The organism is Parendozoicomonas callyspongiae (assembly GCF_023502345.1).
GTDB classification, from domain to species: domain Bacteria; phylum Pseudomonadota; class Gammaproteobacteria; order Pseudomonadales; family Endozoicomonadaceae; genus Sansalvadorimonas; species Sansalvadorimonas callyspongiae.
This window is the reverse complement of record NZ_JAMFLX010000003.1, coordinates 246,580-262,062: the sequence shown is the minus strand read 5'-3', so window position 1 is coordinate 262,062 and position 15,483 is coordinate 246,580. Positions and strand designations below refer to the sequence as shown.

At 48.9% G+C, this 15,483-nt stretch carries 14 protein-coding genes; 5 read left to right on the top strand and 9 right to left on the bottom strand.

What is annotated here, in order from left to right; genetic code table 11:
* Positions 1 to 14: 14 nt before the first annotated feature.
* The 3 genes from M3P05_RS03830 to M3P05_RS03820 all read right to left on the bottom strand — a co-directional run bounded on the left by M3P05_RS03830 (position 15) and on the right by M3P05_RS03820 (position 2,936).
* Positions 15 to 1,019, bottom strand: coding sequence for a glycine betaine ABC transporter substrate-binding protein (locus M3P05_RS03830; RefSeq protein WP_249697904.1), 1,005 nt, complete (start codon positions 1,017 to 1,019; stop codon positions 15 to 17).
* Between the two features lie 18 nt (positions 1,020 to 1,037).
* Entirely contained in the window at positions 1,038 to 2,399 is a 1,362-nt protein-coding gene (locus tag M3P05_RS03825) for a substrate-binding domain-containing protein (RefSeq protein ID WP_249697902.1), read from the bottom strand.
* Positions 2,400 to 2,495: 96 nt separating this feature from the next.
* Positions 2,496 to 2,936 (bottom strand): GNAT family N-acetyltransferase, encoded by a 441-nt coding sequence (locus M3P05_RS03820; RefSeq protein WP_249697900.1) that lies wholly within the window; start codon positions 2,934 to 2,936, stop codon positions 2,496 to 2,498.
* 111 nt (positions 2,937 to 3,047) lie between these two features.
* Between M3P05_RS03820 and M3P05_RS03815 the strand changes: the two genes are divergently transcribed.
* Positions 3,048 to 4,847, top strand: a complete 1,800-nt coding sequence (locus tag M3P05_RS03815; RefSeq protein WP_249697898.1) for an NEL-type E3 ubiquitin ligase domain-containing protein — start codon at positions 3,048 to 3,050, stop codon at positions 4,845 to 4,847.
* A 41-nt stretch (positions 4,848 to 4,888) separates the two neighbouring features.
* Here the strand turns inward: M3P05_RS03815 and M3P05_RS03810 are convergent, their stop codons facing one another.
* The 3 genes from M3P05_RS03810 to M3P05_RS03800 form a co-directional block, all read right to left on the bottom strand.
* The gene (locus tag M3P05_RS03810; RefSeq protein WP_249697896.1) at positions 4,889 to 5,389 is read right to left on the bottom strand and encodes a DMT family transporter; all 501 of its coding nucleotides are present in this window, start codon (positions 5,387 to 5,389) and stop codon (positions 4,889 to 4,891) included.
* 87 nt (positions 5,390 to 5,476) lie between these two features.
* Positions 5,477 to 5,902: an Rrf2 family transcriptional regulator gene (locus M3P05_RS03805; protein WP_249697894.1), complete on the bottom strand. Its 426-nt coding sequence runs from the start codon at positions 5,900 to 5,902 to the stop codon at positions 5,477 to 5,479.
* Between the two features lie 95 nt (positions 5,903 to 5,997).
* Positions 5,998 to 6,453, bottom strand: coding sequence for an Rrf2 family transcriptional regulator (locus M3P05_RS03800; RefSeq protein ID WP_249697893.1), 456 nt, complete (start codon positions 6,451 to 6,453; stop codon positions 5,998 to 6,000).
* Positions 6,454 to 6,602: 149 nt separating this feature from the next.
* Between M3P05_RS03800 and hcp the strand changes: the two genes are divergently transcribed.
* Both hcp and M3P05_RS03790 read left to right on the top strand, forming a co-directional pair.
* Positions 6,603 to 8,255 (top strand): hydroxylamine reductase, encoded by a 1,653-nt coding sequence (gene hcp, locus M3P05_RS03795; protein ID WP_249697892.1) that lies wholly within the window; start codon positions 6,603 to 6,605, stop codon positions 8,253 to 8,255.
* Positions 8,256 to 8,310: 55 nt separating this feature from the next.
* Positions 8,311 to 9,381: a hybrid-cluster NAD(P)-dependent oxidoreductase gene (locus M3P05_RS03790; protein ID WP_249697891.1), complete on the top strand. Its 1,071-nt coding sequence runs from the start codon at positions 8,311 to 8,313 to the stop codon at positions 9,379 to 9,381.
* Positions 9,382 to 9,449: 68 nt separating this feature from the next.
* Here M3P05_RS03790 and M3P05_RS03785 read toward each other — a convergent pair whose 3' ends face one another.
* Positions 9,450 to 9,896: a rhodanese-like domain-containing protein gene (locus tag M3P05_RS03785; RefSeq protein WP_249697890.1), complete on the bottom strand. Its 447-nt coding sequence runs from the start codon at positions 9,894 to 9,896 to the stop codon at positions 9,450 to 9,452.
* A 148-nt stretch (positions 9,897 to 10,044) separates the two neighbouring features.
* Here M3P05_RS03785 and tcdA point away from each other — a divergent pair, with 148 nt between their 5' ends.
* Positions 10,045 to 10,845, top strand: coding sequence for a tRNA cyclic N6-threonylcarbamoyladenosine(37) synthase TcdA (tcdA, locus tag M3P05_RS03780; protein WP_249697889.1), 801 nt, complete (start codon positions 10,045 to 10,047; stop codon positions 10,843 to 10,845).
* A 106-nt stretch (positions 10,846 to 10,951) separates the two neighbouring features.
* Positions 10,952 to 11,521, top strand: a complete 570-nt coding sequence (locus M3P05_RS03775; protein WP_249697888.1) for an HDIG domain-containing metalloprotein — start codon at positions 10,952 to 10,954, stop codon at positions 11,519 to 11,521.
* A 190-nt stretch (positions 11,522 to 11,711) separates the two neighbouring features.
* On the opposite strand, the gene M3P05_RS03770 is transcribed toward M3P05_RS03775, so the two are convergent.
* Together M3P05_RS03770 and M3P05_RS03765 are read right to left on the bottom strand one after the other, a co-directional pair.
* A complete protein-coding gene (locus tag M3P05_RS03770) occupies positions 11,712 to 14,633 on the bottom strand; it encodes a valine--tRNA ligase (protein WP_249697887.1) in 2,922 nt (973 codons plus the stop codon).
* Between the two features lie 133 nt (positions 14,634 to 14,766).
* Positions 14,767 to 15,441: a hypothetical protein gene (locus M3P05_RS03765; RefSeq protein ID WP_249697886.1), complete on the bottom strand. Its 675-nt coding sequence runs from the start codon at positions 15,439 to 15,441 to the stop codon at positions 14,767 to 14,769.
* Between the last annotated feature and the right edge of the window lie 42 nt (positions 15,442 to 15,483).

The window sequence follows — 15,483 nt, the reverse complement described above, 5'->3', positions numbered from 1 at the left end:
ATTTATACGCACAGTCAAAGATCGCGCAAAGCCTTGCGAATGGATCTCACCGCGTTACCATCCACCCACTTCACCCACACTGACTGATAGTTTTTCAGAAAGTGTTCCATCGCTGCATCACCATCGGCCTGATTGGCTTCCATCCAAGCCAGCAATTCATTCATCTGAGCGTCTGTCCAACCGCGATGTGAGAGGTATTTTACATACCCGGGGTGATTCCGGGCAAAATCTGTTGTTACCACTGTTTGAACAAGAGGGGCCGGATACATTGTGGGCTTTGGAGCTTTACAGTCAGGTTTGGTCATACAGCTCTCAAATAACTCCTTGTTGATTCCAGACCCAAAATCAACAAGAGTCATCTTGTGCTTTCCCATCAGAGGAGTAGGTGACCAGTAGTATCCAAACCATGGCTGCTTTTTCTCATAGGCCTCTTGCAGAGAAATGGCTAAATCGGGCCCTGAGGCGGCAGTTCTATATTCAAAACCGGCTTTATCCAGGTCAAGTATTTCAAACAGGTTTTTAGAAGAGATATGACAGTTCCAGCCTTTGGGGCAGCCATAAAATGGAATCTTGCTTCCGTCATTTTTATTTAAAGAGAACAGATTGATATTTTTGATAACACCGTTGATGGTATTTAGCTCAGGTGCTTTCTGGTACATATATTCAGGAATCCAGAAACCTTCGATACCGCCTTCCGAAAGGGGGCTGCCGATCCGAATAATCTTCTGGCTGGCAACAGCTGCTTCCACTTCCTGCTTCATGGCATGCCACCAGAACTCTGGGATAATCTCAGGCTTACCTGTTTGCAAAATGGCCGCGCCGGTTGCCTGGGTATTTGCTGGAACCAGCTCAGCTGTACAATCATAACCATGCTCGAGAATAAACTGGTCAACATGGGCTACAAATGTTGCTGACTCCCAGTTCATATCAGCAATCTGCACGCCCTCACAGTCACGACTGTCAGCCAATATATGGTTACAGGCCAGAGTTATGAGAAGTGCTGTAATCAATTTCTTCATTTTTATCCCTGTCTCGGTTTATTCTTCTGAGAACCATGGTTTGAACCAGACCTCAACCCGAATATTTCGCATATTATCCGTAGCGCTTTTTCCTGTTGATAAAAGTTGGGTATCGCCCATGCCTTTTATCAGAATACGGTTCCTGCTGACTCCAGCCTTAACGAGAGCCTTGCTGACTCTTCCGGCCTTCTCAGCAGAGAACTGCCTGGCTTTTTGCCCCTCAGACAATCCGTAAAAGCCAACCAGAAGCAGTGAACCATTATTGTTTTTCATATAGTCGGCAAGTCGCTTAATGCTCTGTTTGCCAAAGTTATCTATTGTTGGTGCTCTCTTGTTAAAACGAATATTGACGTTAAGGCGTTCATAACTGCGGATAGCTCGTGCGTAGCGACTGGAAAGCGGCTTTTTCGTTTGCTGTACCCGCTCAACTGTCAGTGGAATAAACCCAATATTGTCGACCATTTTCTGAGCCTGTCCGGTTGAGATGAAGTCGATAAAGTCTCTGGCATCCTTATTCTTGATGCCTTCTGGCATGTAGAGGTAGAGCTTGCGGGTCAGAGGGTAGTCTTCCGTCGCAATGCTCATTCTCGCGGGAACAACACTTTTTCCCTCCTGAACCGATATTGCGACAGCCTTTGATTCTCCGATTTCACTAAATCCGGAGAAACCAATCGCTTTAGGATCAGCAGCTACGGCTTCAGAGAGCTCACGGTTGGATGTAAATGAGGTGTGCCTGTTGTAAATAGAGCCGTTTTTTCCCAGAACAAGGCTGTTAAAGGTATCCCTTGTGCCGGATTTTTTATCCCTGGCCAAAAGGCGAATAGGGCGTTTTATAGAGCTGACCCGGGACCAGTTTCCATACAACCCCTTAAAAATACGGGAAATCTCATCAATGGAGAGACTTGTAACAGGATTCTCCTGGTTTACAAGGATGGTAATAGCATCAAGAGCAACAACATTTTCGGCTTTTAATGAATAAAGATCTCCCAACTGGGCCAGCATAGAGGCCTCTTTGGGTTTGGCTTTTCGGGAGGACGCAACAATATGAGCTTCCCCAATCTTCATGGCTTTAAACCCCGTTCCTGAGCCCTTGGCGGCAATTTTGATAGCAACATGCCCGTCACTGTTCTCACAGGATATGATGGTTGCATGCATTTCCGGGTCAGTAAGGGTTTCGACACTGCTGCACCCTTTATTCATCAGGAAGGCTTTCACCAGCTTGGGCCCAAGCTGGGCACCAATGGTGTTGGAACCGTGAATTTCAAACAGAAATCTGGATGCAGAAGAGGTCTTTTTCGACTGCTCTGAAGCGCTAATAGGAAGAGCCGCCAGGAAAAGTCCCAGCCCAAGGATGAGGCGGCCTGACAAGCGGTTGATCATTGCATCCCTGCCATATCGTAATTCTGATTATTAAGGTCATCGGCAGAGAAGCTGTTCCTTTGCTTCCTTTTATCAAAGCCAATGCCAAATGTTATTTTAGTTGTTGTTTAAACCTTTGATGAAGTGGATCTTGTTATCGTCAATTGAGCCCAGATCCTCATACCCACATATCTTATAACCACTGGATATCAGCATCTGCAGCATGGCCGGAAAACGGTTTTTGGATTTCACCTGAATAGAGGTGTAGCCGTTGTCAAAGGCCCATGATTTCTGGAGTTCTCTTAGTTTTCTGGCCACACCCTGTCCCCGGTAATCTGGAGCCACACCTCCCAGCCAGCTATAGAACTGATGATCTGAGAGCTGGTAGCCAATCTTGAAGCCGACAGGCTGGCCATTATCCCTGGCGATAAGAATCAGATGGTTTTTGCCCTCCAGCTTGTTGGCGAAATCTACTTGAGACTTCTTGCTATCAAATTCCGGGATAAGAGCTTCCGCAGCCATAGCATCCTGAATAGAGCCTGATTCATAAGTGAGCATGATATGTAGACACCTGTTAAGGAGGTGAAAGGGGGAGAGAATTTTTACAGAATTATCTTGGCTATTCTCTCAGGTAGCTATAAGGATATTTTGCCGGGGAAGGAATGAGTTATGGGATTTGATCTTAAAACAGCTTTAGCCAAGGTGCTGGGTGGCTTGAATACCAATATTTACCAGCCTGTTGCCGATAAAGTCGGAGCTTTCAGGAACTATATTGTGCTGGTTCTGACGAGAACAAAGCCCACAACAGGTCTTCGCCCTGGAGGTGATACAGAAGGGGCAGCACCGGTGTCCCTGGGAAACAGAGCGGTTTCCTCAGTTGACGGGCTGGAAATCCCGAAGGCTTATAAGCTGACTGAAGAGCAAAAACAGAAGCTTGATCAGTGGGTCAAGATGGCACCTGATGAAAGCCTTCAGGATTTTCGAAGGAAGGCGGTAGACAGAATTATTGAGGCCTCGAGTACGAGAAGCAGTGAACTATCATTTGCTGATCTGCGTTTGACAGATCTACCAGATGTTTTGGCTGAGATACCATTTATTACCAAACTGGATTTGTCGAAATGTCTATTTACTCGAATGCCTTCTTGCATTAAGGAAATGCCCGTTCTTCAAGAACTTAATTTAAGTGGAGTGATTGGGATTAATACGTGGGGAATGCCTAAAGAAAATTTTAAGAGCCTCAGGCATCTCACTCTCGATAGTTGCTGGCTCTCGGAAGTACCAGCCATTGTAAATCTATGCCCCAATCTAACTAACTTATCATTGCAGAACAACAAGATTAAAAATATCCCTGAAATACCGCCTCAACTGAGTGTTCTTAATCTGGATCATAACAATATTGATAGTCTTCCCCAAACACTGTCGAAGAAAAGAAAGCACCTATGTGTAGTCATGCTTGATTTCAACCCTATCAATCCCATTACATTAAACAGGCAGGTCGGCTCTATGAGTAAAAGAGTTCAACTCTGGGGGGCGCGGCAAGAAAAAATAACGGATGGGCCAAGAATTATTCTTTCATATACCGGGCGTAATGAAGAGACCGAAATCAGATCGTGGAGTAACATTGATTTGCTGGAACACTGGTTTAAAATTGATGGCCGTCCTGTACCTGAGGAGTTAATGGAACATTTTAAAAATAATGCAACAATAAGGCTCTTTCTACAGAAAATGACCTCTGCAAAAGACTATCTCAGTCGGGATAGGTTTGAACACTTGGCGGCACGAGTATGCAATTTACTGGAGGCAATGAATAATGATAAAGAGATTTATGAAGCCTGCTATGACGCGATAGAAGATGCAACAGCATCCTGTGCCGATAGGGCTTCAAGAGGACTTTCAGAAGCAGAGTTCGCCTTAAAGACGGTAAAAGCGAAAAGAGATGGTATGAAAGCTTTGATTGAGTTGGGAGAAGCTTATTACCGAAAAAACCTGGTTGATGATCAGGCTCTCAAACGATTTGGAACCCTTACTAAAAGAACTCGGGATGATGTTGAAACGGTTCTCTTTTTTGAAATCTATTTTGCCAGAAAGTTTGATTTGCCTATCGATAGTGATCAGCAAATGCGCTATGTGAACTTTGCTTTTACCAGTCAAGAAGATTTGGATAAGGCGGAAGCAGAAATTCAGAGTATTCTCAGCAATAGGACCGAGGACGACAGATGCAGCTTTTTAGCTGAGTGGAAACCATGGAGAGAGTATCTGGAAGCTACTCCAGAATTTGAGGATGCCCTCCAGAAAATCAATGGCGAGTTTTCTGAAAAAATCGATGCGCTTAACATTGACCCAACAATGTCAGATCCCGATAACATTCCTTCAGATGAAGAACTTCAGGAATATTATTCTCTTATGGAGCAAAGAGAAAAGGCGACAGAAAAGCTGTATAAGGAAGAAACAAAGAAAATACTGGCTTGAGAATTCACCTGAATGGATACGCAGGAGACTATTTCTCCTGCTTAGCTACACCATTGTTGAACGGCCATCCCGCCAAGTATCAAGCTGACGCCAGGAATCACTGAAAAGTGGATCGTTTCCGCAAGAATCGTATTGATCAATGCCAGAGATAAAACCGGTGACAGAAACATCAGGCTGGTCACCTGGGCAGTTTTGGTTGCTGCTTTCCACACCCAGCTGTAATTCACCGGTGAAGCCACCTGGGCTGGCAGCAGGTCGTAACCTGCGAAAAGGGCAAGATAGTAAGCAGCCGGATTTAAGGCCCCAAGGGTGAAATACAACAGAGGTTTCTGCCGGATTATCCTGGGTACCTGTTGCAGTTTTTCATTCAGCCAGGAACCAGCAGTTAAAGCGACAGTTGATACCACTGCAGCCAGTGAAACAAGCTGTATCGGAGTCAACAGGGAAAGAGAGAGCTTGAATGCCGTGGCAACTGTTGACCACAGCATCACCGTGATAAGGCCCAGCATAAGGGCCTTGTTCTGATTCTTGGTGTTATCCATTAATTATGTTTTATATTTTTTGCGGATAATGCCGCTATATGGCGGCATAATAAAGGCTATTGGGCGATGTTTTTCTGAGAGGTTTGCTTAATCAAGAAGCAGGCGAACCAGATCATCACGGTTATTCAAAAGGTCGCTCAAAGTGTACTGATCAATAACGTTCAGGAAAGCTTTCATCGCTTCCCCAAAAATGCTTGTCAGACGGCATTCTGGCAGCAGACGACAGTAGGGCAGACTGCAGTCAATCACCTGAAGATTGGCTTCCATAGCCCGAACAACAGCACCAATATTAATTTCATCAGGATGCATTCCCAGCTCAATACCACCACCTTTGCCACGAATATTACGCAGAAAACCTTCATGCCCCAGCTTTTGCACGATTTTCATCACGTGGCTGCGGGACAGATCATAGGTTTCAGTAATTTCAGCAACAGAGAGACGCTCTCCTTCAGGCTTTAAAGCCGCCTGAATCAGGGTTCTCAGTGCATAATCGGTATGGCGAGTCAGTTGCATGGCTGCTGCCGCATATCTTCAGTTGCAAATATTTACAGTGAGGGATTATTTAGCCAGTACTACAGCCATGCTTCCAATGGGGGCTTCTACCTAATTCAGGACGCTGTCGGCAGAATCTCTTCTTCAGAAACGGTTAGTAGTTCTATTAACCTGCTTTTGTCTTCTACTAAATCACTCAGGTAATAACTATCCAGCACCTTCATAAAAGCACACATCGCTTCAGACAGTACTTTTTTTAACTGGCAGGCTGGCTGCAAACGACAGTAGGGGGAATTGCAGTCAATCATCTGCAGGTTATTTTCCATATCCCGCACGACCTGGCCAATATTGATGCTTGCTGGCTCCATGCCCAGCTCTATACCACCACCTTTGCCACGAATATTGCGCAGGTAGCCCAGCTGTCCGAGATGCTGGACAACTTTCATTATCTGGCTACGAGAGGTGTCGTAGGTTTGGGTAATCTCAGCAACAGACAACCGCTCACCTTCGGGCAGGAGAGCTGCTCTGATCAGGGTACGCAAAGCGTAATCGGTGTAACGGGTTAACTGCATAGCTCTAATCTAATTGATTCAAATCAAATGAATCTTAACCTTTTGGGCATATTAGGTGTGAGAGAGGGTTTTTACGTATTTGGAATTAGGGAGAATGTGGCAACAATAGATGCACATAAAATGAATCTTTAAGTCGTGAGGCCAACACAATGTTCTGCGTACAGTGTGAACAGACAATCCGTACCCCAGCCGGCAATGGCTGCTCCTTCGCCCAGGGTATGTGCGGTAAGACTTCTGAAACTTCCGATCTGCAAGACGTTTTGATCTACACCCTTCAGGGCGTATCCTGGTATGCACTGCGTGCCCGTGAGTTCGGTATTGTCAATGCAGACATTGATGCATTTGTGCCTCGCGCCTTCTTCGCGACTCTGACCAACGTTAACTTCGACTCCGATCGCATTGTTGCTTTCATCCGCGAAGCCAACGCTGCCCGTGACTTCCTGAAGAATGCCTGCTCCGAGAAAGGTGCTGACCTTTCCGACGCAACTGCTGCTGCCAGGTTTGAACTGGCCGAAGATATGGCTGGTCTGCTGCTGCAGGCACCTGCCACTCTGCCTAACCGTGGTCTGGCAGAAGTTGGTGAAGATATTGTTGGCCTGCGTCTGCTGTGTCTGTACGGCCTGAAAGGTGCTGCTGCTTACATGGAACACGCCCGTGTGCTGCACCAGCAGAGCCAAGAAATCTACGCTGAGTTCCACAAGCATATGTCCTGGCTGGCGACTGATTCTGCTGAAGTCGGTGCCCTGCTGGAATGCGCCATGGCTATCGGTCAGATGAACTACAAGGTTATGGAAATGCTGGACAAGGGCGAAACCGAAGCCTTTGGCCACCCAGAACCGACCCAGGTTAATGTTAAGCCTGTTAAGGGCAAGTGCATCGTAGTTTCCGGTCACGACCTGATCGACCTGGAAGAGATCCTGAAGCAGACTGAAGGCAAGGGCATCAACGTTTACACCAACGGTGAAATGCTGCCTGCTCACGGCTATCCAGAGCTGAAGAAGTACAAGCACCTGGTTGGTAACTACGGCAGTGCATGGCAGAACCAGCAGCACGAATTTGCTGAGTTCCCTGGCCCAATCGTGATGACTTCCAACTGCATCATCGATCCTAACGTTGGTAACTACGCAGACCGCATCTACACCCGCAACATCGTAGGCTGGCCTGGTGTTAACCACATTGAAGGTGAAGACTTCTCTGCCGTTATCGAAAAAGCCCTGGAAATGCCTGGTTTTGAATACGACGAGATTCCTCACAACATCCTGACCGGTTTTGCCCGCAACGCTCTAATGAGCGCAGCTCCTGCGGTTGTTGAAGGTGTGAAGAACGGCGATATCAAGCACTTCTTCCTGATCGGCGGCTGTGACGGCGACAAGGCCGAGCGTTCCTACTACAAGGAGTTCGCAGAATCCGTACCTCAGGACAGCCTGATCCTGACCCTGGCCTGCGGCAAGTTCAAGTTCAACAAGCTGGAGTTTGGTGATATCAACGGTATCCCTCGTCTGCTTGACGTTGGTCAGTGCAACGACGCTTACTCCGCTATTCAATTGGCCCTCGCTCTGGCAGAGACCTTTGAGTGTGGTGTCAACGACCTGCCACTCTCCCTGATCCTGTCCTGGTTCGAGCAGAAGGCGATTGTCATCCTGCTGACCCTGCTGTCTCTTGGTATCAAGAACATTCACGTTGGCCCGACTGCTCCGGCCTTCCTGACTGACAATCTGCTGGGTGTGCTGGTTGACAAGTTTGACCTGAAGCTGACTTCTACTGTCGAGCAGGATCTGAATGCAATCCTGAACGCCGCCTGATATTGACCCCGAGAAAAGCCCGCTCTGAGCGGGCTTTTGCAGATAGAGATTTTTCATGCAGATTTCTGAAAACTTCCGGCAACTGACTGACGCGCAGGCATGGGAACATGGAACCGTTGAGCTGGTTTGTCAGCGTGTCATCAAAGAAACACATGATGTCAGCAGCTTTGTCTTCCAGACTGTTCCAGCCCGCCGTTTTACCTATAAGCCCGGACAGTTTGTGACTCTGCAGACTGAGATTGATGGTGAACAGACTTACCGTTCCTACACCATCAGCTCATCTCCTTCCCGCCCCTACACGCTGGATCTGACCATCAAACGTGTGGAAGGTGGCAAGATGTCCGGCTGGCTGCTGGATAACCTGAAAGAAGGTGACACCATCAAGGCTATGGGCCCTGATGGCGGCTTTAATATTGTTGATCTGCCAGATCAAAACCTGCTGTTCCTGAGTGCCAGCTGTGGTATTACTCCAATGATGTCCATGAGCCGCTGGCTGCTGGATACCAATGCCGATGTGAATATCCATTTCGTGCATTGTGGGGCAACTGCAGAAGATCTGCTGTTTGTTCCTGAACTGGACGCCATGGCCAAGAACCACAGCAACTTCAAGCTGGAGTTTGTTGTGGAAGATAAAGAAGGTTTCCTGGACAAAGAACGCTTGAACAAGGTTGTGACTGATCTGCACCAGCGTCATGCCTACTCCTGCGGTTCTCCCAACTTTATGGCGGCTGTAGAAAGCATGCTGGAAGCCAGCAACTTCGATATGGCTAACTATCACTTTGAGAAGTTTACTGCTGATCTGGTGGCTGCAGATGCTGACTCCGAAGGTGGTGCTGAAGACGGCTCTAATGAAGGGAATGGCGAGCAGTACCAGGTTTCTCTGGAGAAGAGTGGCAAGGCTGTAACCGTTGATCCTTCCGACCTGGTTCTGGATACACTGTTGGGCCAGCAGGCTCCTGTTATCGGTGCATGCCGCCAGGGGGTTTGCGGTGCCTGTAAGGTGAAGATCATCGAAGGCGAAGTGGACAGCACCAGCCAGATGACTCTGACTTCCCAGGAAATTGAGCAGGGATTTGTTCTGTCCTGCTGTTCCAAACCAAAGTCTGATCTGCGTATCGAGATCTAACTCTTTCATAAAGGGGAGGGGCGCTTTTCTCCCCTCTCCCCTCTCCCCTCTCAATGTGCGGCAGTTGTCTAAAGGGATGTTTCCAGATCTTTTCCGTGAGCTTTCCACTCCTTTAAGCCACCCTTGAAGTGCTTGATATTCTTGTAGCCTTTCACGCTGGCATAATCAGCGGCTTTGTGCCAAGTGGCACACTGAGGGCCGCCACAGTAAACAACGATAAGTTTCTGGCGGTTTCGGGGCAGGTGCAGCTTGCTGTTTTCAGCAGATAACTCAACCAGAGACAGTGCTCCGGGAATATGTCCACTTTGGTAAGTGCTGGTACGGTTTGCGTCAATCAGGGTAACGTTGTGGTTAGCCATGAGTGTTGTGAGCTGTTCAATGGAGATTGGGGGATATTTTTCTTCGTAAACCTTCCAGCTTTCCGGCAGAGGGTCATTGGCCTGAACGGGTAAGGAACCCGCAAGAAGGGCGCAGAACAGGGCTGGAAATAGCAAAGCTCGGGCAACTGGCTGCATTAAGGTGATCTCCATTTGGCTCAGAGCAGTATAGATCTCCTTAGACAACCGGTTAGGGAAAGATTATGAACTGGCTCTAAAGCGTGAGGCCACTGAATGTTATAATCCCGGGATTTGCTTTTCTCATTTTGGAAGTACTGGTCGAAAGATGTCTTCAGACAGTTACAACTCCCGTTTTGGCGGTGCCCGCCGCCTTTATGGGCAGCCGGTTACCAACCGCCTGGAACAGGCTCATATCTGTGTTATCGGGATTGGTGGTGTTGGTTCATGGTGCGCCGAGGCTCTGGCTCGCAGTGGGATTGGAGAGATTACCCTGATCGATCTTGATGACATCTGTGTGACCAACACAAACCGTCAGATTCATGCACTGACCAGCACCATAGGACGCTCAAAAGTTGAAGTGATGGCTGAGCGGATGCGGGATATCAATCCCGAGCTGATCGTGAATGAAATTGAGGATTTTGTTACACCCGAGAATGTCGCTGAGCATATTGATAAGCGCTTTGACTATGTTCTGGATGCCATCGATAACTTTCGTGCCAAGGCTGCCGTTATTGCTCACTGCAAGCGCAACAAGATTCCGGTGATGACTGTTGGTGCCGCTGGTGGATTGACAGATCCTTTAAAGATCAGTGTGGCGGATCTCACCAAAACTTTTCAGGATCCTCTCGCAAAAAAGGTAAAGGATTTCCTCCGCTACCGATATAATTTTTCCAAGAATCCGAAACGTCGCTTCCAGGTTGAGTGCGTGTTCTCGGAAGAGGCCGCCAAGTACCCACAGCCGGATGGATCTGTCTGTGAGAAGAAACCTGATACCGATTCTGAAAACAGCGGTTCGATGAAAATGGATTGTGCCAGTGGTTTTGGTGCGGCTACCATGGTGACTGCGACATTCGGGTTTGTTGCTGTATCCCGTATTATTGAAAAGCTGTCCCGTCGATTGAACTGACGGGTGATCGGGCATTTTTGACCTTTATTTTTTATGTCGAAATGCTGCACCTTTTTACCCCCCTGTCAGAGGATGATAGGGGACGGAATCTGGCAGGAGAGCAAACATGCCTGAAGATAATGTTGTGAAACGTATCATCCAGCTTTATCGCCGTTTTGGCGGTGAAAACTATGGTGAGCAAGTGACCCTGCTGGATCACGCATTTCAGGCTGCCGACCTGGCCAGCACCGATGGTTGCGATGATGAAATGATTGCAGCTGCTTTTCTGCACGATATTGGTCATCTGCTGGAACATGATGGCCTTCAACCTATGGGGCATTATGATGCCCGGGCCCATGATCTTCTTGGGGCAGATTATCTCGCCGCAGCCGGTTTCTCTGGCCGGATAGTGAAACTGGTTGCCAGCCATGTCCAGGCCAAGCGCTATCTCTGCACTGTTGAAAACGATTATTACGAAACCCTGTCTGAAACCAGCAAAGAATCGCTGGAGTTTCAGGGTGGAATTATGAGTGCTGACGAAACATCTGATTTCAGTATTCGCCCGGACCTGGAAGATGTACTGGCACTTCGCCGCTATGATGATGAAGCCAAAGTTGTTGGTAGAGGCTTTGGTGACCTGAACGCCATTGAAACCCTTCTGGAAAAAAGGCTCGAGCAAAGAGCTGCGGTTGCTTAAATAATTATAACTTGCTCATTCATTACCAGATCATGAACAAGCTCTTAGAGGTAATATCTCCTATAAAAACAGGTTTCTGACAAAGTAGTTAGTTTCAGTGTTTTTCAAAGGCAGAGTTGCCGCGATGGAATGAAAAACGGCGCTCTATGAGCGCCGTTTGAGGTTGATAAAGAAAGAGGAGGCTGAAAAATTAAAGAGCCTTGATAGCTTCCAGCTGTTCTTCCATTCGAGCCTTGGCGGAACGTGCATCTTCCAACTTGGCTTTCTCTTTCTCGATAACCGCAGCAGGTGCCTTACCGACAAACTTCTCGTTGGAGAGTTTGCCTTCAAAGCGGGCAACTTCCTTCGCCAGCTTTTCAACTTCACGGCTCAGACGGGCCATTTCCTTGTCCTTGTCGATCAGACCGGCCATAGGTACCAGCACTTCCATATCACCAACTAACTGGGTAGCGGACATAGGTGCTTCTTCACCGTCTTTCAGAGCAGACAGGTTGGACAGCTTGGCCAGGGAAATCAGGAAGGCACTGTTGTCTTCCAGGCGACGCAGGTCTTCTGCGGAAGAGTTGCGCAGAATAACGTCCAGAGGCTTGCTTGGGCCGATATTCATTTCCGCACGGATGTTACGGATACCGGTGATAAAGCCTTTCAGCCATTCGATATCGTCTTCCGCCTGGGCGTCGATCTTGGACTCATCGGCAACCGGGTAGGCGGAAGTCATAATGGTCTCGCCTTCTACGCCAGCCAGAGGCTTGATCTGCTGCCAGATTTCCTCGGTGATAAACGGCATAAACGGATGAGCCATACGCATAATGGCTTCCAGTACGCGAACCAGGGTGCGACGGGTGCCGCGCTTGCGCTTTGCAAGTGCTTCGTCGGTCACTCCCGACGTCCTGTCTCCCGCGACACTTGGGCTATCCTGCCCATCGTCCCACAGAACCGGCTTGGACAGCTCCAGATACCAGGCGCAGTACTCGTTCCAGATAAAGTCGTACAGGTTCTGGGAAGCGTGGTCGAGACGGAAGTCTTCAATATTCTTGGCAACCTGAGCTTCAACGCGCTGCAGCTTGGAGATAATCCACTTGTCAGCCAGAGTCAGCTCAACTTCGCCACCGTTTTGGCCGCAGTCCTGATCTTCTGCGTTCATCAGAACATAGTTGGCAGCGTTCCAAATCTTGTTACAGAAGTTGCGGTAACCTTCCAGACGCTTCATATCCCAGTTGATATCACGACCGGTAGAAGCCAGTGAGTACAGAGTGTAACGCAGGGCGTCGGTACCGTGAGGTGCAATGCCTTCGGCAAAGGCCTTGCGGGTACGCTTCTCGATCTTCTGGGCCAGCTGCGGCTGCATCATATTGCCGGTACGCTTGGTCACCAGGGATTCCAGATCGATACCGTCAATCATATCCAGAGGGTCAAGTACGTTACCCTTGGACTTGGACATCTTGTCGCCGTTCTCGTCACGGATCAGGCCGGTTACATACACATACTTGAACGGAACCTGTGGGGTGCCCGGATTTTCAGATGAAGAGTCGTTCTTCATAAAGTGCATGGTCATCATAATCATCCGGGCAACCCAGAAGAAGATGATATCGAAACCGGTCACCAGAACATCAGTCGGGTGGAAGGTGTTCAGGCGCTCGGTGTTCTCAGGCCAGCCCTGGGTACCGAAGGTCCACAGACCGGAGGAGAACCATGTGTCCAGTACGTCGTCGTCCTGACGCAGCTCAACATCAGCAGCCAGACTGTTCTTTTCACGAACTTCGGCTTCAGTACGGGCTACGTAAACATTACCCTCGTTGTCGTACCAGGCAGGAATTCGGTGACCCCACCACAGTTGACGGGAGATACACCAGTCCTGGATATCACGCATCCAGGAGAAGTACATGTTCTCGTACTGCTTGGGAACAAACTGGATATCGCCGTTCTCAACAGCCTTGATCGCAGGTTCAGCCAGAGGAGCAGTTTTTACAAACCACTGGTCAGTCAGCAGAGGCTCGATAACCACGCCGGAACGGTCACCGTAAGGAACCATCAGAGTGTGATCGTCGATCTTTTCCAGCAGACCGGCTTCATCGAAAACAGCAACAATGGCTTTACGGGCAGCGAAACGCTCCATACCACGGAACTGTTCCGGGATGGTGGTATCAACATCGTTGTTAACAGAACCATCGATATTGAAAGCTTCAGCCTGGTCACGGATATCGCCATTCAGGGTCATGATATTGACCATGGGCAGACCGCAGCGCTTGCCGACTTCGTTATCGTTAAAGTCGTGGGCCGGAGTGATCTTCACACAGCCGGTGCCTTTCTCCATATCGGCGTGTTCGTCGCCAACAATCGGAATACGGCGGTTAACCAGAGGCAGAACAACGTCCTTGCCAATCAGGTCTTTGTAACGGGGATCTTCCGGGTTTACGGCCACACCGGTATCACCCAGCATGGTTTCCGGACGGGTGGTGGCAACAACGATGTAATCTTTGCCTTCACCGGTCTTCTCGCCATCCGCCAGCGGATAGCGCAGGTGCCACATATTGCCCTGCTTTTCCTTGTTCTCTACTTCCAGATCGGAGATAGCGGTGTGCAGCTTGGGATCCCAGTTAACCAGGCGCTTGCCGCGATAGATCAGGTCGTCTTCGTACAGACGGATAAACACTTCCTGAACAGCTTTGTAGAAGCCGTCGTCCATGGTGAAGCGTTCGGTGTCCCAGTCAGCAGAGGCACCCAGACGACGCATCTGACGGGTAATGTTGCCGCCGGATTCAGCTTTCCATTCCCAGATTTTGTCTGTGAAAGCCTCGCGGCCATAGTCGTGACGGGTTTTATTTTCTTCTGCCTGCACCTTGCGTTCTACAACCATCTGGGTGGCGATACCGGCATGGTCGGTACCCACTTGCCACAGGGTGTTATTACCCTTCATACGGTTGTAGCGGATCAGGGCGTCCATAATGGACTGCTGGAAGGCGTGACCCATATGCAGACTGCCAGTAACATTTGGCGGTGGCAGGGCGATGCTGTATGGCTTGCCAGAGCCGGATGGTGCAAACCAGCCGTTCTCTTCCCAGGTTTTATACCAGGTGCCTTCAATGGCACCCGGGTTGTAGGTCTTTTCCATAATGCTGCTTTCAGTCTGGTAAAGCGGAAGAATATGACGAACAAGTATACCTGCCCTGAGGCTCAGTACGAATAGGTGAAAATATACTGTTTGTACTGAGCCGTCAGTGACGGAACTGAGCCAGAGTCAGTTGTCAGCCAATGTTTGTCTGCAGACTTTGCGCCCGATTTTCCAAATGTGCAGAAACAAAGCCCTGAGCAGCATAAGAAATCGTGTTCACTCCAGTCACAATCGAAACTGCCTGTGAGAAAGCACCAGCTCCAAGGGCAAAATAACCTGCTGTCAGCATAAATCCTGCGCTGGACAGTGCCCCCAAAGACGCACAAGCAATCGGTAGCGCATTTCTTTTTAGAAAGCCTGCCGGGGTTTGAGGTGCCTGAGAGATGTTCCTGTCTGCCAATAATTTATTGGCTGCCTGGCCTGTTTGAAAACCCATGCGCCCAGCCATATAACAGGCCAACAGGGGCGTAAGGACTGTCAGGGAGGTAGCGGCTCTCGTGGTCAGACTGGGCAGGCAGGACTTAGTCATTTCGCAGCCCATTGCGTACATTTGGGCGCTGAGTCCGAGAATGGAGCTCATAAACCCGGCCAGATAACCGTTATTTGCCCGGCCAGTAAATGTTTTCAGGGTGATTTCAGTGGTTTTGGTTGTCCTTGTTCCCAAAGGTGCCGCCAAGAGGTAATGGAGAGTGCTGAAAAAGCTCCTTGCGCTGGTTGCTAATTGCCAGCGACCTGCAGCTGGTTCAGAGTGGCTCTCTTGTGGTTGAAGGCCTGAGAGTGGTGGATTGCTTGACTGTATTGATTTCATAATGAGTCCCTTCCATGGTTGATTCCTAATGAAATTGGACTC